This window comes from Microvirga brassicacearum (genome assembly GCF_008757455.1).
Lineage (GTDB): Bacteria > Pseudomonadota > Alphaproteobacteria > Rhizobiales > Beijerinckiaceae > Microvirga > Microvirga brassicacearum.
Genome location: NZ_VCMV01000013.1, coordinates 500,264 through 525,355, shown reverse-complemented (window position 1 = coordinate 525,355; position 25,092 = coordinate 500,264). Strand labels below are relative to the sequence as shown.

General features: G+C 62.6%; 25 protein-coding genes and 1 other RNA gene. 15 read left to right on the top strand and 11 right to left on the bottom strand.

All coding sequences use genetic code 11. From position 1 onward, the window contains the following. Positions 1 to 138 precede the first annotated feature (138 nt). The 6 genes from FEZ63_RS10030 to FEZ63_RS10005 all read left to right on the top strand — a co-directional run bounded on the left by FEZ63_RS10030 (position 139) and on the right by FEZ63_RS10005 (position 6,970). A complete protein-coding gene (locus tag FEZ63_RS10030; protein WP_162419721.1) occupies positions 139 to 1,614 on the top strand; it encodes a CYTH and CHAD domain-containing protein in 1,476 nt (491 codons plus the stop codon). A gap of 76 nt (positions 1,615 to 1,690) precedes the next feature. After that, positions 1,691 to 2,347, top strand: a complete 657-nt coding sequence (yihA, locus tag FEZ63_RS10025; protein WP_150943847.1) for a ribosome biogenesis GTP-binding protein YihA/YsxC — start codon at positions 1,691 to 1,693, stop codon at positions 2,345 to 2,347. Continuing rightward, on the top strand, positions 2,344 to 2,715 hold the full coding sequence (locus FEZ63_RS10020; protein ID WP_150943845.1) for a DUF423 domain-containing protein: 372 nt from the start codon (positions 2,344 to 2,346) through the stop codon (positions 2,713 to 2,715). Before yihA ends, FEZ63_RS10020 begins: the two co-directional genes overlap by 4 nt. A gap of 75 nt (positions 2,716 to 2,790) precedes the next feature. Further along, positions 2,791 to 3,705, top strand: a complete 915-nt coding sequence (gene argB, locus FEZ63_RS10015; RefSeq protein WP_150943843.1) for an acetylglutamate kinase — start codon at positions 2,791 to 2,793, stop codon at positions 3,703 to 3,705. 78 nt (positions 3,706 to 3,783) lie between these two features. After that, positions 3,784 to 4,509 (top strand): pyrimidine 5'-nucleotidase, encoded by a 726-nt coding sequence (locus FEZ63_RS10010; RefSeq protein ID WP_150943841.1) that lies wholly within the window; start codon positions 3,784 to 3,786, stop codon positions 4,507 to 4,509. A gap of 100 nt (positions 4,510 to 4,609) precedes the next feature. Continuing rightward, a complete protein-coding gene (locus FEZ63_RS10005) occupies positions 4,610 to 6,970 on the top strand; it encodes a calcium-binding protein (RefSeq protein WP_162419720.1) in 2,361 nt (786 codons plus the stop codon). 82 nt (positions 6,971 to 7,052) lie between these two features. Here the strand turns inward: FEZ63_RS10005 and FEZ63_RS10000 are convergent, their stop codons facing one another. Together FEZ63_RS10000 and FEZ63_RS09995 are read right to left on the bottom strand one after the other, a co-directional pair. Next, positions 7,053 to 7,556 carry a YciE/YciF ferroxidase family protein gene (locus tag FEZ63_RS10000; protein WP_150943837.1) on the bottom strand — a complete coding sequence of 168 codons (504 nt, stop codon included), beginning with the start codon at positions 7,554 to 7,556 and terminating at the stop codon, positions 7,053 to 7,055. Between the two features lie 146 nt (positions 7,557 to 7,702). Next, positions 7,703 to 8,890, bottom strand: coding sequence for a DNA recombination protein RmuC (locus FEZ63_RS09995; RefSeq protein WP_150943836.1), 1,188 nt, complete (start codon positions 8,888 to 8,890; stop codon positions 7,703 to 7,705). 87 nt (positions 8,891 to 8,977) lie between these two features. Here FEZ63_RS09995 and def point away from each other — a divergent pair, with 87 nt between their 5' ends. The 4 genes from def to truA are packed head-to-tail and all read left to right on the top strand — an operon-like array spanning position 8,978 to position 11,676. After that, the gene (gene def, locus FEZ63_RS09990) at positions 8,978 to 9,499 is read left to right on the top strand and encodes a peptide deformylase (RefSeq protein ID WP_150943834.1); all 522 of its coding nucleotides are present in this window, start codon (positions 8,978 to 8,980) and stop codon (positions 9,497 to 9,499) included. After that, entirely contained in the window at positions 9,496 to 10,428 is a 933-nt protein-coding gene (gene fmt, locus FEZ63_RS09985) for a methionyl-tRNA formyltransferase (RefSeq protein ID WP_150943832.1), read from the top strand. The genes def and fmt overlap by 4 nt, the downstream gene beginning before the upstream one ends. After that, positions 10,425 to 10,931, top strand: a complete 507-nt coding sequence (locus tag FEZ63_RS09980; RefSeq protein WP_150943830.1) for a GNAT family N-acetyltransferase — start codon at positions 10,425 to 10,427, stop codon at positions 10,929 to 10,931. The genes fmt and FEZ63_RS09980 overlap by 4 nt, the downstream gene beginning before the upstream one ends. 1 nt (position 10,932) lies before the next feature. Further along, positions 10,933 to 11,676: a tRNA pseudouridine(38-40) synthase TruA gene (truA, locus tag FEZ63_RS09975; RefSeq protein WP_150943827.1), complete on the top strand. Its 744-nt coding sequence runs from the start codon at positions 10,933 to 10,935 to the stop codon at positions 11,674 to 11,676. Here truA and FEZ63_RS09970 read toward each other — a convergent pair. The 7 genes from FEZ63_RS09970 to ffs form a co-directional block, all read right to left on the bottom strand. Beyond that, a complete protein-coding gene (locus tag FEZ63_RS09970) occupies positions 11,673 to 12,263 on the bottom strand; it encodes an ABC transporter permease family protein (protein WP_150943826.1) in 591 nt (196 codons plus the stop codon). The genes truA and FEZ63_RS09970 overlap by 4 nt on opposite strands. Positions 12,264 to 12,338: 75 nt before the next feature. Next, positions 12,339 to 13,520, bottom strand: a complete 1,182-nt coding sequence (dapE, locus tag FEZ63_RS09965) for a succinyl-diaminopimelate desuccinylase (protein WP_150943824.1) — start codon at positions 13,518 to 13,520, stop codon at positions 12,339 to 12,341. A 4-nt stretch (positions 13,521 to 13,524) separates the two neighbouring features. Continuing rightward, positions 13,525 to 14,367, bottom strand: a complete 843-nt coding sequence (gene dapD, locus FEZ63_RS09960) for a 2,3,4,5-tetrahydropyridine-2,6-dicarboxylate N-succinyltransferase (protein WP_150943822.1) — start codon at positions 14,365 to 14,367, stop codon at positions 13,525 to 13,527. Between the two features lie 100 nt (positions 14,368 to 14,467). Continuing rightward, a complete protein-coding gene (gene recR, locus FEZ63_RS09955; protein ID WP_150943820.1) occupies positions 14,468 to 15,073 on the bottom strand; it encodes a recombination mediator RecR in 606 nt (201 codons plus the stop codon). Positions 15,074 to 15,080: 7 nt separating this feature from the next. Next, positions 15,081 to 15,401: a YbaB/EbfC family nucleoid-associated protein gene (locus FEZ63_RS09950; protein WP_150943818.1), complete on the bottom strand. Its 321-nt coding sequence runs from the start codon at positions 15,399 to 15,401 to the stop codon at positions 15,081 to 15,083. 19 nt (positions 15,402 to 15,420) lie between these two features. Then, the gene (locus tag FEZ63_RS09945; protein WP_150943816.1) at positions 15,421 to 17,238 is read right to left on the bottom strand and encodes a DNA polymerase III subunit gamma/tau; all 1,818 of its coding nucleotides are present in this window, start codon (positions 17,236 to 17,238) and stop codon (positions 15,421 to 15,423) included. A 47-nt stretch (positions 17,239 to 17,285) separates the two neighbouring features. Next, an RNA gene (gene ffs / locus FEZ63_RS09940) (signal recognition particle sRNA small type) lies at positions 17,286 to 17,382 on the bottom strand. Positions 17,383 to 17,493: 111 nt separating this feature from the next. On the opposite strand from ffs, the gene FEZ63_RS09935 reads away from it, so the two are divergent. Together FEZ63_RS09935 and nudC are read left to right on the top strand one after the other, a co-directional pair. Beyond that, complete coding sequence (locus FEZ63_RS09935; protein ID WP_150943814.1) at positions 17,494 to 17,910, top strand: HIT domain-containing protein; 417 nt, start codon at positions 17,494 to 17,496, stop codon at positions 17,908 to 17,910. A 5-nt stretch (positions 17,911 to 17,915) separates the two neighbouring features. Next, a complete protein-coding gene (gene nudC, locus FEZ63_RS09930) occupies positions 17,916 to 18,818 on the top strand; it encodes an NAD(+) diphosphatase (RefSeq protein WP_150943812.1) in 903 nt (300 codons plus the stop codon). Positions 18,819 to 18,821: 3 nt separating this feature from the next. Here nudC and FEZ63_RS09925 read toward each other — a convergent pair whose 3' ends face one another. Together FEZ63_RS09925 and FEZ63_RS09920 are read right to left on the bottom strand one after the other, a co-directional pair. Beyond that, positions 18,822 to 19,676, bottom strand: a complete 855-nt coding sequence (locus tag FEZ63_RS09925; protein ID WP_150943809.1) for a prephenate dehydratase — start codon at positions 19,674 to 19,676, stop codon at positions 18,822 to 18,824. Then, positions 19,673 to 20,416 carry a 3-deoxy-manno-octulosonate cytidylyltransferase gene (locus tag FEZ63_RS09920; protein ID WP_150943807.1) on the bottom strand — a complete coding sequence of 248 codons (744 nt, stop codon included), beginning with the start codon at positions 20,414 to 20,416 and terminating at the stop codon, positions 19,673 to 19,675. The genes FEZ63_RS09925 and FEZ63_RS09920 overlap by 4 nt, the downstream gene beginning before the upstream one ends. A 263-nt stretch (positions 20,417 to 20,679) precedes the next feature. On the opposite strand from FEZ63_RS09920, the gene FEZ63_RS09915 reads away from it, so the two are divergent. From FEZ63_RS09915 to FEZ63_RS09905, 3 genes are all read left to right on the top strand, one after another. After that, the gene (locus FEZ63_RS09915; RefSeq protein WP_150943805.1) at positions 20,680 to 21,222 is read left to right on the top strand and encodes a c-type cytochrome; all 543 of its coding nucleotides are present in this window, start codon (positions 20,680 to 20,682) and stop codon (positions 21,220 to 21,222) included. A 138-nt stretch (positions 21,223 to 21,360) separates the two neighbouring features. Next, a complete protein-coding gene (locus FEZ63_RS09910; RefSeq protein WP_244622727.1) occupies positions 21,361 to 23,223 on the top strand; it encodes an extracellular solute-binding protein in 1,863 nt (620 codons plus the stop codon). Further along, positions 23,220 to 25,082: an extracellular solute-binding protein gene (locus FEZ63_RS09905; protein WP_150943801.1), complete on the top strand. Its 1,863-nt coding sequence runs from the start codon at positions 23,220 to 23,222 to the stop codon at positions 25,080 to 25,082. Before FEZ63_RS09910 ends, FEZ63_RS09905 begins: the two co-directional genes overlap by 4 nt. Positions 25,083 to 25,092 lie beyond the last annotated feature (10 nt).

Here is a 25,092-nt window from a genome sequence, read left to right as displayed (position 1 = left end):
CTGCCCGCCTCGCCTTTGCCCATCCGTGTCGCGCGCTATATGCGTGGGCGAACCAAGGCGAATGGCAACGGTTGCATGGCATCCGCACGGAAGCGCAAAAACTCGCCCGCGGACGACTCCGCCCCCCGTGAACATGAGTTGAAACTGGTTTGCAATTCTCGCGACATCGGCCACCTGCTCCACAATCCGGTCATCGCCGATGCACAGCCGCTTCCTGACAGCAGCGGCATTCTCACGGCAATCTATTTCGACACGCCCGATCAGGCCCTGCGGCGCGCCGGAATGTCCCTCCGCATCCGGGAACACCAGGGACGCCTCGTCCAGACCATCAAGGCCGAACAGGGGCCGCGCGGAGTTGCGTTCGACCGCGCAGAATGGGAAACGGAGGTCGACGGCACGCTCGACCAGACCGCAGCGAGAAAAACGCCGCTGCAGCCGTTCGTCGATGATGAAGCAACCCGCGTTCAAATTCGACCGCTCTTTACAGTCAGAACCAGGCGCCATGCGTTTCTGGTCGGGCGAGACAATTCCGCAATTGAACTGGTGCTCGACCGAACGATCGTGGCGGCGGGCGAGCGATCCGATCAGGTCACGGAAATCGAGCTCGAACTGAAGGACGGTGAACCTCGGGCACTTTTCCTCACCGTGAAGGATCTCCTGGGCGCCGCACCGATGCGCCTTTCGATGCTGGCGAAATCCGAACGGGGATATCGCCTTCTGGATGCCTTTCCGGCACAGCCGGTCAAGGCGGCGCATGCTGCTGTGCCGGCGGGGGAGCAGAGCGCGAACGCGTTTCAGATGATCGCCGCTGAAACGCTGTCGCAGATCGTTCAGAACGAGGAGTTGCTGCGATCCTACGGGGACCCTGAGGCGCTGCACCAGATGCGTGTGGGCTTCCGGCGCCTGCGAACCGCCCTGTCATTCTTCAAGGAGATGCTTGCCGGATCGGAGACCCGGGGGATCCGGAAGGAGTTGCGACGAGCTGCGAAGCTGTTGGCGGAGGCCCGCGACCTCGACGTCCTGCATCAGCGCCTTCACGAAAACGGCACGTTGGAGTCGTCGCAAGCCGCCCTGGATGAAGTCGAGGAGCAGCGAAACCGCGCCTACGCAACGCTGGCGCAAAATCTCGACAAGCCCCGCTTTAAAAAGGCGCTGCTGCGAGCAGCGATCTGGATTGAAGCGGGCACCTGGCTCACCGACGCCTCGGCGAGAACCGTTCGCGCGCGAGACAGGCCTGTCGAAAAGCTCGCCAGGAGGGCGCTCGCCAGGCGCTGGAACCGCATTCGACGCGATGCGAAACGCATCGACGATCTCTCCACCGAGAAGCGGCACAAATTTCGGATGCGCATCAAGGCGCTGCGGTACGGCTCCGAGTTCTTTGCGGATACCTTCAAGGGACGGGCCAGGGGATCGCGCCGAAAATCCTTGCTGAAATCCCTCGAACAGCTCCAGGACATTCTCGGCGAGATGAATGACCTGACGGTCCGGCGGCGCCTTTTGCCGTCCCTCGTCGACAGCCGAGCAGAAGCCGACGCGGCGCGACTCCAGACATTGATGCGCCGCGCAGGGGTCGCGGCGCGTCGGCTGCGGTCCGCGAAACCTTTCTGGAACTAGAACATCCGAGCAGCTGCCGAGGCGCCGATCTTCGATGCGTCTTGAAGAACAGCGCCGGAGCGTCGATAAGGAGCCCATGAACGACATGGATCCTGATACCGACCCCTTTATCGAAACTGGCCGCAAACTGTTTGCCGGCGAGGCAGATTTCATCTGGGCGGCGAACTCCCTGACGAACCTGCCCCCCATGTCCAAGGTGGAGATCGCCTTCGCGGGCCGCTCGAACGTGGGCAAATCGAGCCTCGTGAACGCTCTCACGGGGCGCAATACCCTCGCCAGGACCTCCCACACGCCGGGGCGAACGCAGCAGCTCAACTTCTTCGACATCGGCGGGCGCTTTCACCTCGTCGATATGCCCGGCTATGGTTATGCGGCAGTCGAAAAGGCCAAGGTTCAGGCCTGGACGAAGCTGATCCATGATTACCTGCGGGGCCGCTCCAGCCTCGCGCGGGTGTATCTGCTCATCGATGCTCGCCACGGCATCAAGCCGGTGGACGAGACCTTGCTGGAAACGCTCGACAAGGCAGCCGTCTCCTACCAGATCGTGCTGACGAAGGCCGACGAGTTGAAGCCTGGCGGGATCGAGGAACGGCTCGCTGAAACGGCCGTTAACATCGCCAAACGCGCCGCGGCTTTCCCCGAAATCATCCCGACGTCGAGCCGGACCGGCGCCGGTGTCGCCGATCTGCGGACCTCGGTTGCGCGGCTCCTGAGCGAAAGAGGCGCCGGATGAGCCTGGCCGACCGCACTCTCGCCGCTCTCGCGGCGCTGGCGGGATTGGCGGGCGTCGCTCTCTCGGCCGCGGCCACGCACATGACCGGAAACGGCTCGCTTCAAATCGCGGCGCAATTTCTGCTGTTTCATGCCCCGGCTCTCCTGGCCCTCGTCGCCCTGATGGCGAGCGCCGCCATCAACCTCAAGCTGGGGCGGCTCGCGGGCTATGTTCTGGCTCTCGGTCTCGTGCTGTTCTGCGGCGACCTCTCGCGACGGGCCTTGTCCGGTGTCGCGCTGGCGCCGATGGCCGCGCCAACCGGTGGCGTCCTGCTGATGCTCGGCTGGATTTTGGCGGGCGCTGCTGCTTTTGTTCGCCCCAGATCTTGAAGCGCCTGTTTCCAGACCGGCCCGGCTGGTCTAGAACGCATCCCGTTTCGTTCACCTCCCGAGCCGGAGTCGTCCATGTCCGAATCGCCTTCCCGGGTTGAGCAATTGCCCGACGTCCACGTTCAGGCGGAAGTGCTCGTGCAAGCGCTGCCTCATATGCAGCGCTACGACCAGGAGGTCGTCGTCATCAAGTATGGCGGCCACGCCATGGGTGATCGGGCAGCGGCGGAGGATTTCGCCGAGGACGTGGTTCTGCTCGAGCAATCGGGGATCAAGCCCATCGTGGTGCATGGCGGCGGCCCGCAGATCGGCAAGATGCTGGAAAAGCTCGGCATCAAGTCCGAGTTCAAGGCCGGCCTGCGGGTCACAGACCAAGCGACCGTCGAGGTCGTCGAGATGGTGCTGGCGGGTTCCATCAACAAGCAGATCGTCGGCTGGATCGGCGCCGAGGGCGGAAAGGCCGTCGGCCTTTGCGGCAAGGACGGCAATATGGTCACCGCCCGCAAGGTGACGCGCACGATGGTGGACCCCGATTCGAATATCGAGAAGGTGCTGGACCTTGGCTTCGTCGGGGAACCCGAGAAGGTGAACCGGGCGGTTCTCGACCAGGTGCTCAGCGCGGAGCTGATTCCGGTTCTGGCGCCGGTCGCCGTCGGTCAGGACGGCCAGACCTACAATGTCAATGCGGACACCTTCGCGGGTGCGATCGCGGGCGCCATGATGGCAAAACGCCTTCTGCTCCTGACGGACGTGCCAGGCGTCCTCGACAAGAACAAGAACCTGATTCCCGAGATGACCATCGACGATTGCCGGCGGCTCATTGCCGACGGCACCATCACCGACGGCATGATCCCCAAGATCGAGACCTGCATCTATGCCCTCGAGCGGGGCGTGGAGGCGGTGGTCATCCTCGACGGCAAGGTGCCCCATTCAGTCTTGCTGGAGCTGTTCACCGACCACGGCGCCGGCACCCTGATCCGCCGCGCCTGAGGGTCTTTAAATCGGCTCTCCGCGAGCGTATATTGAAACAGTGGGGCCCCGGCGGCCCCATTGTCATCTTTGGATACCATGAGAGCCCTCCCTGTCGACGGACACACATTGACTGCCTCGGATTCCCGACCGTTCTCGCATGTGGACACGTGGATCTTCGATCTCGACAATACGCTCTACCCGCATACGTCCTTGATCTGGCCTCAGGTCGACGAGCGCATCACGCTCTACATTGCCAACCTGTATGGGATCGACGGTCTCTCGGCGCGGGCGCTCCAGAAGTATTTCTATCACAAGTACGGCACGACCCTGCGGGCACTGATCGATGAGCACGACATCGATCCTTATGACTTTCTTGATTTCGCACACGACATCGACCATGCGGGCATCGAGCTCAATGCCAGCCTGGGCGAGGCGATCGAGAAGCTTCCCGGCCGCAAGCTGATCCTCACCAACGGCTCACGAAAGCATGCCGAGAACGTCGCGCGGAAGCTCGGGATTCTCGACCGTTTCGAGGATATCTTCGACATCGCCGCCGCCAATTTCGTTCCCAAGCCGGACCGGCGCGCCTACGAGACGTTCCTGGAGAAGCACGCGGTGGAACCGGCCCGCTCGGCCATGTTCGAGGACATCGCCAAGAACTTGGTGGTTCCTTACGAACTGGGAATGACCACGACCCTGATCGTGCCCCAGACCGTCGATCCTTTCCGCGAAGAGTTCGAGCAGGAAGCGGTCAGGACGCCGCATATCGACTACGTGACGGATGATCTGGCGGATTTCCTAAGGGAATGCGTGGCACGCTAGATTTCACGCCTAAAGGCGGCATGATAGCTCTCGGCGAAAGCCTATTGATCGGCCAAGATCCTCCTGTATGGTATGTTATCACATCATACAGGGTGCTGCCGTGGTCGATTACAATCCCTTCACCAATATCTACACGCTGGAACCCGGCGAGCTCGATTTAACGATCCCGGAAATACCGAATAACCCGAATGCAAGCGCAATCGGAAACGAGCTCAATAACACCATCACCGGGAACAGTGGAAATAACAGCATCTTAGGTGGGGACGGCTTAGACACGCTCAACGGCGGGGATGGTGCAGATAGCCTGATCGGAGGCGCTGGCAAAGACGTCCTCGATGGAGGGGTTGGGGCAGACACGCTCGAGGGCGGTGGCGGCAGCGACCTTTATCATGTCGACGACTCGGGTGATCTCATTATTGAGGCCGAGGGCGAAGGAGCCGATACGGTCTTTGCCTCGATTAGCCTGGACCTGAGCTTGGTCGCATTCTCCAATGTCGAAGACGCGATGCTCACCGGGCCGGGAAACTTGGATCTCACCGGCAACGGCCTCGCGAATATCCTCGTCGGGAACAGTGACAACAACTTCATATTTGGCGGATTGGGCGACGATGTCCTCGACGGCGGCGGCGGTTTGGATGAACTGGCCGGCGGTCAAGGCAACGACACATATTATATCAACGACGCCAGCACGGTCGTGACTGAAAATGCCAATGAAGGGGCTGACACAATATTCTCGACGATCGACATCGATCTGAATTTGACTGAGTACGCCCATATCGAACAAGTTATTTTGTTCGACGAGGACGATCACAATCTTACAGGGAACAATGACGCCAACGCGCTCTATGGCAACACCGGTGTCAACAGCATCGTCGGTGGTGCGGGCAACGATACGCTCAAAGGCTGCGGAGGGGCTGACACGCTGGAAGGTGGGCAGGGCGACGACATCTATCTTGTTGACGATACGGACGGTACACTGACGGAGCTTGTCGGCGAAGGTATAGATCTGGTGGTTGCGTCCATCAGCTACACTCTCGGCGACGGCGAGTTCGAAAGACTGGAACTGGCCGATCATGGCAACATCGACGGCACCGGCAATGACCTCGACAACCAGATCATCGGCAACGACGGAAGTAACAGGCTGAACGGCGGTGTCGGTGCGGACACTCTCGCGGGCAGCCTCGGCAACGATACTTACGTGATCGATGATGCTGACATCATCGAAGAATTTGCACTTGAAGGTACCGACACGATTGAGATCACCGCCGCCTACGCGGCGAATGCCTACACGCTCGGGGCATTCCTCGAGAGTGTCACGGTAACGGGCACGCGCGATTTCAATGCCACCGGTAACACGGGCGACAACCTCATCGTCGGCAATAGCGGCCGGAACACCCTCACGGGCGATGCCGGTTCCGATACGTTGATCGGCGGCGGCGGTGACGACATCATGGTCGGTGGCACCGGAGACGATCTCTACATCGTCGATTCCACTAGCGATATGGTGACTGAGTTAGCCGGCGGCGGCTCCTTCGATCGCGTTATCACCAGGGCCAACTACACGCTCGCAGCCAATCTGGAATATCTCGCCATGGAGAATGGCGCCGGCAACATCAGCGGCACCGGCAACGCGCTCGACAACACGATGTTCGGCAACGACGGAAACAATGTCATCGATGGCGGCGCAGGTCGCGATCAACTCAATGGCGCGACAGGCAACGATATCGTTTATGGCGGAGACGGTGACGATACGATCAATGAATCCGGCGACGGCAGCGACGTTCTTAACGGCGGCACGGGCAATGACGATCTTCGGGCAGAAGGCGGCAACGACGTCCTGGATGGTGGAACGGGCGCCGACCAGCTGAAGGGCGGATCAGGCAATGACGTCTACGTCGTCGACAACGCCTTTGATGTTGTGCTGGAAAGCGCCGGCGAAGGTACGGATAGCGTCACCGCCAGCGCAAGCTTCAATCTCACCGCCGGAGCATCGGTCGAGAAGCTGGTGGCCAATGCCGGAGGCGCCTCGATCAATCTCGGTGGCAACGAGGCAATCAACGCGATCATCGGCAATGCCGGCAGAAACAAGCTGGCGGGCATGGACGGCAACGACCTGCTGACCGGCGGCAAGGGCAAAGACATTTTCGTGTTCGAGACCAAGCTGAACAAGAAGACTAATCTCGACAAGATAACGGACTTCAGCGTCAAGGATGACAGCATCCAGCTCGACAACGCGATCTTCAAGAAGATCGGCAAAGGCACGCCGCTCAAGCCCGGCAAGCTGAACAAGGCCTTTTTTGCGCTCGACAAGCCGAAGGATAAAAACGACTACGTCATCTACAACAAGAAGAAGGGCGTCCTGTCCTATGACGCCGACGGCTCGGGCACGGCGAAGGCCACGGATTTCGCGGTCTTGAAGAAGGGACTGTCCCTGACGGCCGCCGATTTCTTCGTCATCTGAACCACCCACCGACAAAAAAATGAAGCCTCCCCGTTTCCGCGGGGAGGCTTCATTCCAAGTGGCAGAGACCAGCATTCTGGCGTCAGGCAGCCTTCGTGTTGATCTTGCTCTCGGCGATCCGCGTCAGCTTCTGATCGGTGGCCTTCTCCTGCTCGAGGATCTGATGAAGCACACCGGCGCAATCGTCACGGCCCAGTTGTTTCGCCCAGGCGACTAACGTGCCATAGCGCGTGATCTCGTAATGTTCGACAGCCTGCGCGGCTGCAAGAAGCGCGGCGTCGAGAACCTCCGGATCTTCCACGTCGCCGGCAATGTCCTGAGCTTCATCGATGATGCCGTCGATTGCCGGGCAGGTAACGCCCTGGGGATCGTGCCCATGCATGCGGAAGACCTGCTCGACCATTTTGACGTGCTGCTCGCTCTCGCCAAGATGCGTCTGAAAAGCCTGTTTCAACTGTGGATCGCTGGCCTTTTCGACCATATCAGGGAGCGCGTTCGTGATCTGCTGCTCGGCGTAATAAATGTCCTGAAGCGTATGAATGAAAAGGTCGTCCAACGTTTTGATGTCTTTAGAAAAAAGACCCATGGCGCGTTTCCTTCATGCTGGAGTGGAACGAACGGCGAGCACATCGTGCTGATCGAGGCTTCGCATTGCGTCTAGAGAACGTCGTGACGCGCGAGCAGTTCCGCTCAGTGGGCCGATTGAGAGAGGCCTCCGCGACGGCGGCAGCGCTAGTCAACGGCTCGGAGGTTGCGCCCCTGCAAGCGCAGCAATTCGACCTTGGCGGCGGATTCGCCGTCCTCGAATTCGAGCGTGTCGATCGAACGCCCCCGCTTGACGATCTTGTCAGTGGAAATGCGCACCTGCGAAATATCGTCCTGCGCCTGCTGGAAGTGCGTGGCGAGTTTGGTCACGCGTGTGTCGAGCCGTTCCACATCCTCGACAAGCTTCTGAACTTCGATCTGGATGACGCGACCTTCCTCGCGAATACGCGCATCTCGCACGAGCGCCTGCATCACCTGAATGGCCATTGCCAGCAACGAGGGTGACACGATCACGATGCGGGCTCGGTGTGCTTTCTGCACGACATCGTCGAAATGCTCTGAGAGATCCGCATAGATGGATTCCGCCGGCACGAACATCATCGCCATGTCCTGCGTCTCGCCCGGAATGAAATATTTGTCCGCCATATCCTTCACGTGGACGAGCATGTCGCTGCGAACCTTGGCGGCCGCGCGGATGCGTGCCTCTTCGCCCTTCGCGTCGCGAAACTGCGTAAATCCTTCCAGCGGGAACTTGGCGTCGACGACGAGGCCGCGCTCGTCCCCGGGCAGGTGCACGAGGCAGTCGGGGCGTGTCCGGTTCGACAAGGTCGGCTGGAACGCGAATGCGCCATTCGGCAGCCCGTCGCGGATGATCGCCTCCATGCGCCCCTGCCCATAGGCGCCACGGCTCTGCTTGTTTGACAGCACATCCTTGAGGCCGACGATTTCTCCGGTGAGATCCTTCAGGTTCTGCTGCGCCGCATCGATGACCGCCAGACGCTCGTGAAGCTTCGACAGGTTTTCGTTCTGATGGCGGCTCGTCGTCTCCAGCCCCTGCCCGACCCGATGCTGCAACCCGTCGATACGCTCCGAGATCATGCGCACGAAATCATTCTGGCGCGTTCCGAAGACCTCCGCGACGGTTTGCATCCGCCCGGTCATCTCGGCCTGCAGGCGGGTCATTTCGGCGACCTTGTCGTCAATTTCCCGGGCCCGTTCGGCGGAAACAGCAGCCTCAACCTCCCGCTCCCGTCGCGACCGCAGGAGGAGGATTGTCAGAACCATCAGAAGCCCAAGGCTCGCCACCGCCATGGTGATCGCAGCCTCTCCCCAAGTGAGAGAGAAGGAGCCGGCAGCGAGGGCGATATCGTTCATGAATCGGAGCATTCCAGTTGACGCTGCCATCCGAACATAAGACGAACGATTTGACCATCCCGAGCCAAATGCTTATCTCCGGCAATCATGACCATAAGACCCCTCATCATCCTTCCGGATTCCAAGCTCCGCCTCGTTTCCAAGCCGATCACGGCGGTGACCGACGAGGTCCGGCGGCTTGCGGACGACATGCTCGAAACCATGTATGATGCCCCCGGCGTGGGCCTCGCGGCCATTCAGGTCGGCGTTCCCGTGCGGATGGTCACCATGGATGTGTCGAAATCCGAGACCGAGCCCCAGCCGATGGTGCTCATCAACCCGGAAATTCTCTCCGCCTCCGAGGAGACCAGCACCTATGAGGAAGGCTGCCTGTCGATTCCCGAATATTACGAGGAGGTCGAGCGCCCCGCCCGTGTGCGCTTTCGCTACATGAACCTGCAGGGCGAGACGATCGAGCAGGAGGCCGCAGACCTGCTGGCGACCTGTGTGCAGCATGAGATCGACCACCTGAACGGCGTCCTGTTCATCGATTACCTGTCGAAACTGAAGCGGGACCGGGTGATGACCAAATTCAAGAAGGTGGCCAAGCGCGAGGCAAGCGGCGCATGAACCTCCGGGTCGTCTTCATGGGAACGCCGGATTTCGCGGTCCCGACCCTGGCGGAGATCGTCGGCCAAGGCCACGACGTGGTTGCGGTCTATACCCGCCCGCCGGCTGCTGCCGGACGCGGCATGGAACTCAAGCCCTCGCCGGTTCACCGGATGGCGGACCAGTTCGGGCTGCCGGTATTCAATCCCGTGACACTTCGCACCGGGGAGGCGAGCGCGACCTTTCGCGATCACGAGGCGGACGTCGCCGTCGTGGTGGCTTATGGCATGCTGCTGCCCGCCTCCATCCTCGACGCCCCTCAACTCGGCTGCCTGAATCTTCATGCGTCGCTTCTTCCCCGCTGGCGCGGCGCGGCGCCGATCCAGCGGGCGATCATGGCAGGCGATGTCGAGACCGGGATCGCTGTCATGAAGATGGAACAGGGCCTCGATACCGGCCCGGTCGCCATGACCGAACGTGTCGCCATCACCCCGGACATGACTGCCGGCGAACTTCACGACCGCCTGATGGGGCTCGGCGCGGACCTGATGGTGCGGGCGCTTGCTGCCCTGTCGCGCGGCGGCCTCGGCTTCACACCCCAACCCGAGGCCGGCGTGACCTATGCGCACAAGCTGCGCAACGAGGAATCGCTGATCGAGTGGTCTCGGTCCTCGCAATCCCTGCACGACCATGTGCGCGGCTTGTCGCCTTTCCCCACCGCATATTTTCTGGCGGATTTCGGCAAGGGCACGGAACGCGTGAAAGTTCTGCGGACCCGCGTCGAGGAAGGCGGCGGGGAGCCCGGCCTCCTGCTGGACGATCAGGGGCTCGTCGCCTGCGGCACGGGTGCGCTGCGCTTGCTGCAGGTGCAACGCGCCGGCAAAGGCCCGGTGACGGGGGCCGAATTTCTACGCGGCGTCAGACTCGGTGCCGGAGCCACGCTCATATGAGCGTCGGCCTGCATATCCGCCCGGAAGAACATTCCGATGAAGCGGCCATTCGCTCCATGGTCGCTGTCGCTTTCAAGAGCAACGCGGAGGCCGATCTCATCGACCGGTTGCGGCGCGAGGGCGACCTGACGCTGTCTCTGGTCGGCACGCGCGAGAAACCGGTCGGGCATGTGGCCTTCTCTCCCCTCCATCTGAAGGACGCTCCGCAGCTGAAAGCCTGCGCATTGGGGCCGCTCGCGGTGCTCCCCGGACACCAGAATAGCGGAATCGGAACGGAGCTTATCGAGGAAGCCCTGCGGCAATTGCGGGAGGCAGGGTTCGATCTGGTGCTGGTCCTTGGCGAGCCCGCCTATTACGGCCGCTTCGGATTCACCACTGAGGCCGCCCGGGCGCTGAAGACCCCTTATGACGGGCCTTATCTCCAGGCACTTCACCTGTCGGCAAAGGCAACCGGGGCGCGCGGCGCCGTCGTCTATGCGGATGCCTTCACTGGATTGTCCTGACATGCCGCGGTACAAGCTCGTCGTCGAATATGACGGAACGCCCTTCAACGGCTGGCAGTATCAAACCAATGGCTTGTCGGTGCAGCAGGTCATCGAGGAGGCAATCGAGCGATTTTCGGGCGAGAAGGTGCGCATCCACTGCGCCGGCCGCACCGACGCCGGCGTCCATGCGACGTCTCAGGTTGCTCATGTGGACCTGGCAAAGGACTGGCGTGCCGATACGGTGCGGGACGCCACGAACGCCTATCTCAAGGCCCTGCCCGTGTCGGTTCTCGCCGCGCAGGCTGTCCCGGATGGCTTTCACGCGCGCCTGTCCGCCATCAAGCGCCACTACGTTTATCGCATCGTGAACCGCCGCGCCCCGCCGGCGCTGGAGGCTAACCGTGTGTGGCACGTCGCGTGGCCTCTCGATGCGGCTAAGATGCATGAGGCAGCACAGTCTCTTCTGGGGCAGCACGACTTCACCACCTTCCGCGCGTCCGAATGCCAGGCCAACAGCCCGATCCGCACGCTCGACCGGCTTGATGTGGAAAGAATCGGCGAGGAGATCCGGGTCCATGCCTCGGCCCGCTCCTTCCTGCACCATCAGGTGCGGTCCATCGTCGGAACTCTCGAGCGCGTGGGGGTCGGCCGCTGGTCGGTGGATCAGGTTCGCGCGGCCCTCGACGCTCGTGACAGAACCCGCTGCGGTCCCATGGCGCCATCCACCGGGCTTTATCTGATCGGCGTCGATTATCGGACCTAGGCCAGCAGAGCCCGGGTGGACGCGCCGATGAGCAGGTTGAGCACCAGGCCGAGACTGACGATCGCCAGCGCGAGGATGTTGGGTACGCCGAGGGTCATCTTCGTGGCAAACCATTGCGCCCGAACGACGATCACGAAAAACGCGAGCGTAAACAATCCGGCCAGTGGCGGCGGCGCCCACCCGATCAACAGAAGAAGAGCCGGCATCGACATGACCAGCATACCGGCGACCGAGATCCAGTTCATCACGATGACGAACGGCACGTAGCGTGATGTGAGGCCGAGCGCGCGGGAGAGCCAGATCATTGCGACCGGAAGAGCAATGAAACTCGCCACATGCCCGAGGCCCACCACCAGATCGATCCAGACGCTGTCGAAGAGAGAGCTTTCCGCCAGCCGAAATCCGAGCCGGAGCCGCTCAAGCGCCAAAGACACGATGAAGGCCGGGAGGGTGAGAAGGATCGCCTCGAACGAGTGCCAGAACCCCCGTTCGCTCATATCGAACGCCCGGAGGCCCTCGACCCGGTTGTGAAGGAGTTCCAGCGTACCGCGGAACGAGCGATTGACCTCTTCGGCCGTTACGATCATCGGGCGATCCCTCAAAGGCGACATTCTCAACGGCCAACCAGCGTCCGTCGGAAATCGTTCCCCCAAGGTTAAACTTTAGTCGAAGACAGTCGTGCGATCAGCCGACGCAAAATAGGTATCGAGAATCCGGCGGTAGATTGCTGCAAGGCGGTCGAGATCGGCAACGGCGACCCGCTCGTCGACCTGATGCATGGTCTGCCCGACAAGCCCGAACTCGACCACCGGGCAATGCCGGACGATGAAACGCGCATCCGACGTACCGCCGGTGGTGGACAGCCTTGGTTTATGGCCGGTCTCAGCCTCGATTGCGTCGGCGACAAAGCCGACAAAATCGTTGGGAGGCGTGAGAAACGCGACCGCGTTGGTCGGCTCCAGAACCAGTTCGTAGCGCACTTGGTTGCCGGCCGCTTCCCGCAGACGCCGATCAATCTCGTGGCCGAGGCTCTCAGGCGTCCAGATATCGTTGAAACGGACGTTGAACGTCGCGCGCGCCTGCGCGGCGATCACGTTGGCGGCGGGGTTGCCGACGTCGAAGGTGGTGACTTCGAGGTTGGACGCGTCGAAATGCTCCGTACCCGCATCGAGGGGATCGCGCAGGAGACCGTTGAGCAGGCGCATCATGCTGGGAATCGGGTTTTCGGCCAGATGCGGATAGGCCACGTGGCCCTGCTTGCCCTCCACGACGATGCGGCCGGTCAGCGAGCCGCGGCGCCCGATCTTGATCATGTCGCCGAGTTGGTTGGGATTGGTCGGCTCGCCAAGGATGCAGTGATCGAACCGCTCGCCGCGCGCCCTCGCCCATTCGAGAAGCTTGACGCTGCCGTTGACCGCCGGCCCCTCTTCGTCGCCGGTGATCAGGAAGCCGATGGAGCCTTTGAAATCGGGCTGAACCGCGAGGAATTCGAGCGCAGCCGCCATCATGCAGGCGATCCCGCCTTTCATGTCGACCGCGCCGCGGCCATAGAGCTCGCCGCCGTCGATCACCCCACTGAACGGATCATGCCGCCAGCGCGCCGCATCGCCGGGCGGCACGACGTCCGTGTGACCGGCGAAGAGCAGATACGGCTCACCAATCCCATAGCGGGCATAGAGATTCTCGACGTCGGGCGTGCCGGGCTCGGAGAAGATCGGCCGATGCACCTCGAAACCGGCGTCCCGCAGCACCGATTCGATGAACGCGAGAGCACCGCCTTCGTCCGGCGTTACGGAGGGGCAGCGCAAGAGCGACTGGGCGAGGGCGAGGGCCGTGGTGTCCATGATCTCAGTCGCGCAACAATTCGTTGATCGCCGTCTTGGCCCGCGTCTGTGCGTCCACACGTTTCACGATGACGGCGCAATAAAGCGAAGGGCCAGGGCTGCCATCGGGCAGCGACTTTCCGGGGAGCGAGCCCGGCACGACAACCGAGTAAGGCGGCACGCGTCCGACGAAGACCTCGCCGGTGCTGCGGTCGATGATTTTTGTCGAAGCACTGATGAAGACGCCCATGGAGAGCACCGAGCCCTCGCCGACGACCACACCCTCAACCACCTCGGAGCGCGCACCGATGAAGCAATTGTCCTCGATGATGGTGGGATTGGCTTGCAGCGGCTCCAGAACACCGCCGATGCCGACGCCGCCCGATAGGTGAACGTGCTTGCCGATCTGCGCGCAGGATCCGACCGTGGCCCAGGTATCGACCATCGTGCCCTCGTCCACATAGGCGCCGAGATTGACGAAGGACGGCATCAGCACTACGCCGGGCGCGATATAGGCGCCGCGCCGCACGGTGCAGTTGGGGACCGCGCGAAAGCCCGCAGCCGTGAACTCGCCGGCGGACCAGCCGTCGAATTTCGACGGAACCTTGTCCCACCACACGGCGTCGCCAGGGCCGCCCTTGATCACCGCCATGTCGTTTAGGCGAAACGACAGCAGCACGGCCTTCTTCAGCCATTGGCGCACCTGCCACTCGTCCGCGACCTTCTCCGCCACGCGTGCCTTGCCGGAATCGAGCAGTTGGAGCGACATTTCGACCGCATCTCGGACCGCGCCCCTAATGGACACGTTCACGTTGGCCCGGTCTTCCCAGGCGGTGTCGATGGTTGCGGCAAGATCATGATGTTGCATGGAGAACTCGAAGAAGCGGGTTGCGCAAAGGGTGGCGAAACCCTTGCTTAGCAACCGCTCCGCGGCCTGTCACCCTGATGGTGCGCCTCGCGATCCGTCGTCAGAAGCTCGTGCGCTGGCGGATTGCCGCAGAGAGCGTTCCCTCGTCAAGATAGTCGAGTTCGCCGCCCACTGGCACGCCGTGGGCCAGTTTGGTCACTTTCACCGGCAGGTGAGCCAGAAGTTCGGTGATGTAATGCGCCGTCGTCTGGCCGTCGACCGTGGCATTCAGCGCCAGAATGATCTCGGAGACCTCGGCGTCGGACGCCCGCGCCACTAGGCGGTCGAAATTCAGATGCTCGGGGCGGATCCCGTCGAGGGGCGAGAGAACGCCGCCCAACACATGATAGCGCGCGGTGACGGCGCCGGATCGCTCCAGCGCCCAGAGATCCGACACGTCCTCCACCACCACGAGAATCGACGGATCGCGGCGCTGGTCGCGGCAGATGGTGCAGGGATCGGCGGTATCGACGTTGCCGCAGGTCGAGCAGACGATGATGCGCTCGCTCGCCACCCGCATCGCGTCGCTCAACGGCGTCAGCAGCGTATCGCGTTTCTTGATGAGATGAAGGGCCGCGCGCCTCGCGGAGCGCGGTCCGAGGCCTGGCAGGCGCGCCAGTAGCTGAATTAGACGCTCGATCTCGGGGCCGGCAACGGATTGCGCCATCAAGCCCTCAGAACAGCTTCAGGCCGGGCGGGAGCGGCAGACCCTTGGTGAGATCCGCCATGCGGTCCTGCGTCACCCGGTCGGCCTTGGTCCGCGCATCGTTCATGGCCGCGACGATAAGATCCTCGAGGATCTCCTTCTCGTCGGCGTTCAGGAGCGACGGATCGATGCTGATCGCCTTGAGGGCGCCCTTCCCCGACACTTTGACGAGAACGACGCCGCCGCCGGCGGTCCCTTCGACTTCGATGGTCTCGAGCTCGGCCTGTGCGTCCTGCAGCTTCTGCTGCATGGCCTGAGCCTGTTTCATCAAACCCATCATGTCGCGCATCGCATCGTCTCCTTAGATCTTACAGATCGTCGTCGCCATCGAGGTCTTGTCCGTCGAGCCCGAGAGGCGCCGGATCAGCCGGACCACCATCCCCGGTCTTTTCCGAGCGGTCGACCACGTTGACGATCTGGGCGCCCGGGAATTTCGCCAGGACCGCTTGCACCAGCGGATGGTTCGCCGCCCCCTCCTTGCGTTCCCGCTCCACGGTCTCGGCCTGATGGTGCAGCGTCGGCGCTCCGGCATCCGACGACAGGGCCACCATCCAGCGCTGCCCGGTCCATTGCTGGAGAGCGCGGGAGAGGTCGTTGGCGACGGTTCGATTCGCGCCGTCGACGAGGCTGAACTCGATATGCCCTTCCTCGAATCGCACGAGATGCACGTCTCGCTCAAGGGCCCGCTTCAGCACGATGTCGCGCTGCTCGCCGGCCATCGCCACAACGTCCTCGAACCGGCGAAGGCGGATTGCGGGCGTCGCATCGGGAGCAGGTTCCGGCCTCGGCTGCGGTCGCGCCTGCGAGGTCGCCAGCGCCATGTTGCCCGAGACCGACGATCCGGCGGGACGCGGCGGCGAAGGGGCGCTCGGCGGCGCGCCGACATTGACCGGGCTGCCGTCCTTCAGCGCGCGCAAGGCCTCATCCGGCGTCGGCAGATCGGCCGCATAGGCAAGGCGCACCAGCACCATCTCGGCTGTCGCCAGCGGCCGGTTGGACGCCTGTACCTCGGGGATGCCCTTGAGAAGGATTTGCCAGGCGCGCGACAGCGAACGGACCGAAAGCGTCCGGGCGTATTCGAGCCCCCGGGTGCGCTCGGCTTCGGAAAGCACCGGATCCTTCGCGGCGTCGGGGATGAGCTTGAGACGGGTCACCACATGCGAGAAGGTGGCGAGATCGGAGAGGATCACCGCCGGGTCGGCCCCCGCGTCGTATTGCGCGCGCAATCCTGCAAAAGCCGCCGGGACGTCCCCGCGCATGATGGCTTCGAAAAGGTCGATAACCTGCGTCCGATCGGCAAGGCCCAACATTTCGCGAACGGTATCGCCGGTGACGACGCCAGCGCCATGGGCGATGGCCTGATCCATCAGCGAAAGCGAATCACGTGCCGAGCCCTCGGCCGCACGGGCAATCGAGGCAAGCGCTTCCGCATCGGCCTGGACGCCTTCGGATGTGCAGATCCGTCCCAGATGCGCGACCAGCTTGTCGGCCTCGATCCGGCGCAGATCGAAGCGCTGGCAGCGGGACAGGATGGTGACGGGAACCTTGCGGATTTCGGTGGTGGCGAAGATGAATTTGGCATGCGGCGGCGGCTCTTCGAGCGTCTTCAGGAAGGCGTTGAACGCCTTCTCGGACAGCATGTGAACCTCGTCGATGATGTAGACCTTGTAGCGCGCCGTCACCGGCGAATAGCGGATGCCGTCGATGATCTGGCGAACGTCGTCGATGCCGGTATGCGAGGCAGCGTCCATCTCGAGCACGTCGACGTGACGTGATTCCATGATGGCTTCGCAATGCAGGCCCAGATCCGGCATATGAATGGTCGGAGCGCCCGAGCCATCGGCCTTCTGGTAATTGAGGCCGCGCGCCAGGATGCGGGCCGTCGTGGTCTTGCCGACGCCGCGTACCCCGGTCAGCATCCATGCTTGCGGAATGCGCCCGGTTTCGAAGGCGTTCGACAAGGTACGGACCATGGCCTCCTGGCCGATGAGGTCCTCGAAGGTGCGGGGGCGGTATTTGCGGGCCAGAACCCGGTAGGGCGAGCCCGCGGCGGCCGGCGGCTCAAGCGGAAAGCCCGGCAGAGCCGGCTCGTCATTCAAGGGCGTGCCGGCTGCGGTTTCGTCCATCGGCCAAGGTGCTTTGGGATCAATTTGAGACGCCCGAAAAGCGCCGGGGTGGGAGGCTGGACGAAGACCCGTTCGGTCTCGTTAGGGCTGCTTCCTTCCGGACCTGACCCAGTTGGCGAGTGAGACGTCCCTCGCCAACCTCCCGCCGCCTATATGGAGTTTTCGATAGCGGAACGCAAGTTGGAACGAGCCCCATGATGGGTCTTGATGAGGTTGGGGTAGGCACCGGCCCGAAAGCTCAGCTAACGTGGCTGCATGACCTCAGATTTTCAACTTGATTCCCGGCTCGAAGCCGACACGATCCCGGTCGGAGACCTGTCCCTCTGCTCGGTCCTCTTGCTGAACGACGCCCGTTTTCCATGGTTTGTTCTCGTGCCGCGGCTGGCAGGCATGAGCGAGCTGACCGATCTTTCCGACGAGCAGGCGCAGGAGTTGATGCGGGAGATCCGGCTGGCAACGGCGGTCATGACCACTCTGGCAAAGCCCGATAAGGTGAATGTGGGAGCGCTCGGCAATATCGTGACGCAGCTTCATGTACACGTTATCGGGCGTTTCCTGTCGGATCCCGCCTGGCCCGGGCCCGTCTGGGGCCACGGCTCGAAGACCCCCTATCCCCACCATGCCGCAACGGCGCTGATCGAGCGCGCTGCAGGCCTTTTCGCAGCAGCTTGATTCGCATGAACACCCCTCTCGGCTACATCAAGAACTCCCTCACCCGCCATAGTGCCGAGAGAGATCCCGAAGCTCTCGAGCGTCACCATCAGAACCGCGATGGCGCGGTCATTCTCGTGGCGGGAGGCGTGCCGATCCTTCAAGCGGGTGAGCCGGGTACCTGCCTGCTGCCCTCCTCGATTCTGGAACGGCTGCACGGCCATGACGAGCAGGTGTTTCTCGGCACCCTGGGAGATCGGCCCGTCGTCGCGACATTGGCGTCGGGTGAGGCGGCCGATCTCTTCCGCGACGACCCGGCCTTCGCGGTCACCGATTTGCGCACCATCGCGGTCTCCGGCCTCGTGCCGGAGGGCGAGCTCGGCCTCCTGGCGATGGCGAAATCAATGCTGGACTGGCATTCACGCCACCGCTTCTGCGCCAATTGCGGCGCTCGCACGATGGTGGCGCATGCGGGCTTTCGTCGCGACTGCCCGGCCTGCGAGACGCAACATTTCCCGCGCACCGATCCTGTGGTGATCATGCTGGTGACGCACGGCGACAAGTGCCTGCTGGGGCGGCAATCCCGGTTCCAATCCAGAACCTATTCGTGCCTCGCAGGATTTCTCGAGCCGGGCGAGACGGTCGAGGATGCAGTCCGCCGCGAGACCTTCGAGGAGGCGGGCATCCGCGTCGGCGCGGTGCGCTACCTCGCGTCGCAACCGTGGCCGTTTCCGTCATCGCTGATGATCGGCTGCGCCGGGGAGGCCGAGACCGTCGACATCGTCATCGACAAGACGGAGCTCGAAGACGTCCGCTGGTTCTCCAAGGACGATATCGGGCAGATGCTCGATGGGACGCATACCGAGTTCGCAGCGCCCTCCCCCATCGCGATCGCGCATCACCTCCTGCTCGAGTGGATGCGGCGTTAAGCGTTACTCCGCCGCTTCCTTGACTTTGTCGCGAAACGGATCCGCCGGATAAACGCCGAGAATCCGCATTTCGCGGGAAAAGAACTCCAGTTCCTCCAGCGCGCGTTTCAGGCTGACATCCTCGGGGTGGCCATCCACCTCGGCGTAGAACTGGGTCGCCAGAAATTCGCCTTCGAGCATATAGCTCTCAAGCTTGGTCATGTTGATGCCGTTGGTCGCAAAACCGCCGAGCGCCTTATAGAGCGCCGCCGGGAGGTTGCGGACGCGGAAGACAAAACTGGTCACCGTCGGCGCGTCCTTGGCCGGCGCCCATTTGGGCGTCTTCGACAGGATCACGAACCGGGTCGTGTTATGCGTCTCGTCCTCCACATCCTCGGCCAGGATTTCAAGGCCGTAAATCGCCGCCGCCATGCGGGGCGCGAGGGACGCCTTGGTGGGATCCCCCCACTCCGCGACCTCGCGCGCCGAGCCCGCAGTATCGCCGCTCACCACCGCTTTCAGCCCGAGCTTGCGGATGATCTTGCGGCATTGTCCGAGCGCATGAACGTGGCTGTGCACGCTCCTGATGGTCTCAAGGCGCGTTCCCGGCAGACCCATCATCTGGAAATGGATCGGCAGGAAGTGCTCGCCTACGATGTGGAGGCCGGAAGTGGGCAGCAGGTGATGAATATCCGCAACGCGGCCCGCGATCGAATTCTCGATCGGGATCATCGCAAGACCCGCCTGCCCCTCGGACACGGCGGCGAACGCATCCTCGAATGTCGCGGAGGGCAGCACCTTCCAGTCGGGGACAACCTCCTCGCACGCGATATGGGAATTGGCCCCAGGTTCGCCCTGGAATGAAATGACCTTGTTCATGGCATTCTCCGGGCCGCCAGCATCTCGCGCGCCCTTTCGAGATCGTGTGGTGTATCGACGCCCAGCGGCACGTCATCGACGATCACGGCGTCGATGCGCATTCCGGCCTCGAGAGCACGAAGCTGTTCCAGCTTTTCGCGCATCTCGAGCGGCGACGGCGGCAGGCCGACAAAGCGTTGCAGCGCCTTGCGGCGATAGGCGTACAGGCCGATGTGGTGGTAGAGCGGACCCTCGCCGTAAGGGGCGGTCGCACGCGTGAAATAAAGCGCGCGAAAGCGCGTCGGCGACAGGGGCGAGCCCACCATCTTGACTACGTTGGGATTGGCCCGCTCGTCATCCCGCCGGATCGCGGCAACCAGGGTCGCGAGATCGACGGCGGCGTCCGAAAGCGGAACGATCGAACTCGCGATCGCCAACGGATCGATGGTCGGCAAGTCGCCCTGCACGTTGACCACGACATCGTGCCGTCCCGTCGGGTCGAGCTTTTCCACAGCTTCGAAGATCCGGTCCGAGCCTGAGACATGATCCGAGCGGGTCATGACGGCAAGACCGCCGACCCGCGTCACAGCCCGGGCGATTTCATCGGAATCGGTTGCGACCGCCACGGGTCCGATGCCGGCTTCCATGGCGCGACGCCAGACATGCACGATCATCGGCTCGCCGCCGATATCAGCCAAGGGCTTGTTCGGCAGCCGGGTCGCCGACAGGCGGGCGGGGATCAGGATGACTGGGTTGGACATGGTGCTTTGTGTGAGAAAAGGCCGCGCCTCCATACCAAGGCGGCTTTGGATTGTCATGGTCGCGGTCGAAACAACGCCGGAACGGATAGCACGCACGCTTTGGCGAACCAAACTCCGAACTGCGACCACGAGACCGAGCGAAACCCCATTGTCAAACCCCCGTCTCTGCGGCTAAGCAACGCCACGGTCGCGGGTTACCGCCCGCGCCAAACCCTTCCGTTGCGCTGGATCGCCGTCTTCCTGAGGCGAGGAGAGCTAAATTCATGAATATCGAGACCAATAAGATCGCGGGCGCAGTCTTCGGCTCGCTCCTCTTCGTGGTCGGCGTCAACGTCATCGCCGGGGGCCTGTTTTCGCCGCATCGGCCGGCCGTTCCAGGATACGACCTTCCGGCGCCCGAACAGGCGGCTGTCGGGGGGGCCGGTGCACCCGCCGCTCCCGCGGAGCCGCTCCCCGTTCTCCTCGCCAAGGCAGATCCGGCAAAGGGCGCATCGGCGGCCAAGAAATGCCAAGCGTGTCACAGCTTCGAGAAGGGCGGCGCCAACAAGGTCGGACCGAATCTCTACGGAGTTGTCGACCGCACGCTCGCCTCCCATGAGGGATTCAACTATTCGGCAGCCCTGAAGGGCAAGGGCGGCGAGTGGACCTTTCAAGCGCTCGACGACTTCATCCACGCTCCCAAAAAGGCCGTTCCGGGCACGATCATGGCCTTCGCGGGCGTGGCGCAGGCGCAAGAGCGCGCGGACATTCTCGCTTATCTTCGGAGCCTGTCCGATACTCCGGCCCCGCTGCCAGCCGCGCAATAATCCGGCGCCTTACCTTTGTTTCATGAACAGCCGGGCCTTGTGTCCGGTTTTTCTTTTATGCGCTATCCCTTGCGCTCGGCGCCGCGGGCGCAAAAATGTACCGCACCGCCAAAAGAAGTCGGGCAGAGGAGACATCTTGTGATCCGCATCATTCTGCCGGGCCTGATCGTTGCCTGTCTTGCCGCGTCACCCGTCTGCGCGCAGGAGGCCAAGCCGCCGACCTCCAGCCAGTGGCGGCACGGATCGGCGCTTCTCGACACGCCTAAATACCCTCCTGACTTCAAACACTTCGACTATGTGAACCCGGACGCGCCCAAAGGCGGGCTCGTGCGCCTCGGCGCTCAAGGCACGTTCGACAGCTTCAATATCGTTGTCGCGGGGGTGAAAGGCGCACCGGAACAGGGCCTCGGGTTGATCTACGAGACGCTGACCACGTCCTCCCTCGATGAACCGAGCGCCTCTTATGGGTTGCTGGCGGAGGCGTTCTCCTATCCGGACGATTATTCGTCGGTCACATTCCGGATGCGGCCGCAGGCCCGCTGGCACGACGGCAAGCCTGTCACGGTCGAGGATGTGATCTTCTCGTTCGAGGTTTTGAAAGCGAACAGTCCCACTTACGCATTTTACTACGGCAACGTGATCAAGGCGGAGAAGATCGGGGACCGCGAGGTCAAGTTCACCTTCGATGAGGCAGGCAATCGTGAACTCCCGCAAATCATGGGGCAGCTTCTGATTCTGCCGAAGCACTGGTGGGAGGGAACGGCTCCGGACGGACGCCAGCGGGACGTGACGCAGACGACGCTTGAGCCGCCCCTCGGGTCGGGCCAATACAGAATCAAGAATTTTGCCGCCGGTCGCAACGCCGCCTACGAGCGCGTGAGAGATTATTGGGGCGAGACCCTCAACGTGAATGTCGGGAAATACAATTTCGACGAGATCCGCTACGAGTATTATCGCGACGCGACGGTGCTGCTGGAAGCGTTCAAGGGCGATCGCATCGACTTTCGCGTCGAGAACAGCGCCCGCAACTGGGCGACCGGCTACAACTTCCCTGCGCGCGAAGACGGCCGCGTGATCCTCGAGGAATTCCCAGCGCGCGCCTCCGGCGTGATGCAGGCGTTTGTCCTGAATCTCCGGCGGGAGAAGTTCAGCGATCCGCGTGTGCGGCGCGCGCTCAATCTCGCCTTCCCGTTCGAGGATATCCGCAAGACGATCTTCTCGGGTCAGTACGAGCGCGTCTCGAGCTACTTCCACGGCCTTGACATCGCCTCCTCGGGTTTGCCCGAGGGGCAGGAGTTGGCGATTCTCGAATCGGTTCGCGACAAGGTTCCGGCGAAGGTCTTTACAGAGCCATACATGAATCCGGTCGGAGAAACGCCCGAGGCCGTTCGCAACAATCTCCGCGAAGCCGACCGCCTGCTTCGCGAGGCCGGCTGGGAGTTGAAGGACCGCCGGCGCGTGAATGCAAAGGGCGAAACACTGACGATCGAACTTCTCGGTGACAGCCCGAATGACGAGCGCGTTTTTCTCCCCTACAAATCGTCGCTGGACCGGCTCGGTATCGTCACGTCGGTGCGAATTGTCGACGATGTCCAACACGTGAACCGAACGCGCTCTTTCGACTTCGACATCGTGTCGGGAATCTGGGGTCAGTCGCTTTCCCCGGGCAACGAGCAGCGCGAATTCTGGGGATCGCAAGCCGCCAAACGGGAAGGCTCGCGCAATCTCGCGGGTATCTCGGATCCCGGCGTCGATGCGCTGATCGACCGGGTGATCTTCGCGCGTGATCGTGCCGAGCTTGTGGCGGCCACCAAGGCACTTGACCGGGTTCTGCTCGCCCATGACTACATGGTGCCGCAATGGACATATGGCATGCAGCGCACGGCACGTTGGAACCGTTTCAGCCGCCCTGAAACGCTTCCCCGCTACGGCGCCTCGGGCTTTCCGACCGTGTGGTGGTTCGATCAGGCGAAGGCCGAGAAAACAGGAGCCATCCGATGAGTTTTCCTACGCGCAGAGGCGTCATCATCGGAGGCGCTGCCGCAAGCTTTGTCGCGTCTCGCGCGGGCCGTGCCTTGGCGCAGGGCTCGACCGGGGAAGTCCACGGCATGTCGAGCTTCGGCGATTTGAAATACGGCGCCGACTTCAAACATTTCGACTATGTGAACCCGGCCGCACCCAAGGGCGGAACGCTGGCAATCCAGCTCAGACAATCGATCGGCAACCAGAACTTCGACACGTTCAACACATTGAATGTGTTCGTCCTCAGGGGCGACGGAGCCGCGGGAATACCGGCGACATTCGACACCCTCATGGTGGGCTCAGGCGACGAGCCAGACGCTGTCTATGGTCTCGTGGCGAAGAGCGCGGAAGCCTCCGAAGACAGACTCACCTATCGCTTCCGTCTTCGTCCGGAAGCGCGCTTCCACGATGGTTCCCGCCTCACCGCAGCGGACGTGGCGTTCTCTCTGCTTGTCCTGAAGGAGAAGGGACACCCGATCTACCGCTCGATCCTGGCGCAGATGGCGGCGGCAGAGGCCGAGACGGAAGATCTGCTCGTCGTTCGCTTCTCGCCCGAGCGCAGCCGCGACCTTCATCTCGTGATCGCCAGCATACCGATCTTTTCGGAGCGCTATTGGCAAGGCCGCGATTTCGAAGCGGCCACGCTGGAGGCTCCGCTCGCTTCGGGACCCTACAAGGTGGGACGGTTTGAGCCGGGCCGATTCATCGAGCTGGATCGCGTGCCGGATTATTGGGCAAGGGACCTGCCGGTGAATGTCGGCCAGAACAATTTCGATCGCATCCGCTACGAATATTTCCGCGACCGGACTGTGGCCTTCGAGGCTTTCAAGAACGGGACGCTGAATTTTCAGGAAGAGTATACCTCGCGGATCTGGGCGACTGGCTACGATTTTCCGGCTCTGCGCGAGGGGCGGGTCAAAAAGGAGACCATCCCCAACGATTCACCTGCGCCGATCCAGGGCTGGTATTTCAACACCAGGCGCGACGCCTTCAAGGATCCCCGAATCCGCGAAGCCATCGGCCTCGCGTTCGACTTCGAGTGGACCAACGCCAACATCATGTACGGGTCCTACAAGCGCCTGACGTCGTATTTCGAGAATACCGACATGAAGGCGGAGGGGATTCCGTCACCCGAGGAGCTCGCGCTGCTCGAGCCGTTTCGCAAGACGTTTCCAGCCTCGGTTTTCGGCGAACCATACACCGCTCCCGTCTCCGACGGATCCGGCCAGGATCGCCGATTGCTGCGGCGCGCCGACGAGCTTTTGCGCGAGGCAGGATGCAAGCGGGACGGAAGCATCCTCAAGCTTCCCAACGGCCAGCCCTTCACCATCGAGTTCCTCGACTTTCAAAGCGCTCTTCAGCCCCATACGCAGCCGTTTCAGGCCAACCTCAAGAAGCTTGGGATCGAGGCACGCTCGCGCATCGTCGATGCGGCTCAGTACCAGCGACGCATGGACGAATACGACTTCGACATGGCCAGTCGTGCACTCTCCGGCGCGGGGACGCCGGGCGACAGCCTGCGCATCGTCTATGGCTCGCAAGCCGCGAAGACGCCGGGGAGCCGGAACATCGCGGGCATCGCCGACCCAGCAGTCGATGCCCTGGTGGAGCGGATCGCGAACGCGAAGACCCGGCAGGAACTGGTGGTGGCATGCCGCGCACTCGACCGGGTTCTCCGGGCCGGCCTCTACTGGGTGCCCATGTGGTACAAGGCCAATGATTGGCTGGCCTATTGGGACGAATTGGATCGGCCCGCGACCAAGCCGGAGCTCAGCTCAGGCGCGCCCGCGACCTGGTGGCACGATGCCGTAAGGGCAAAGCAGATCGGACGAGGCTGACGCTTGAATT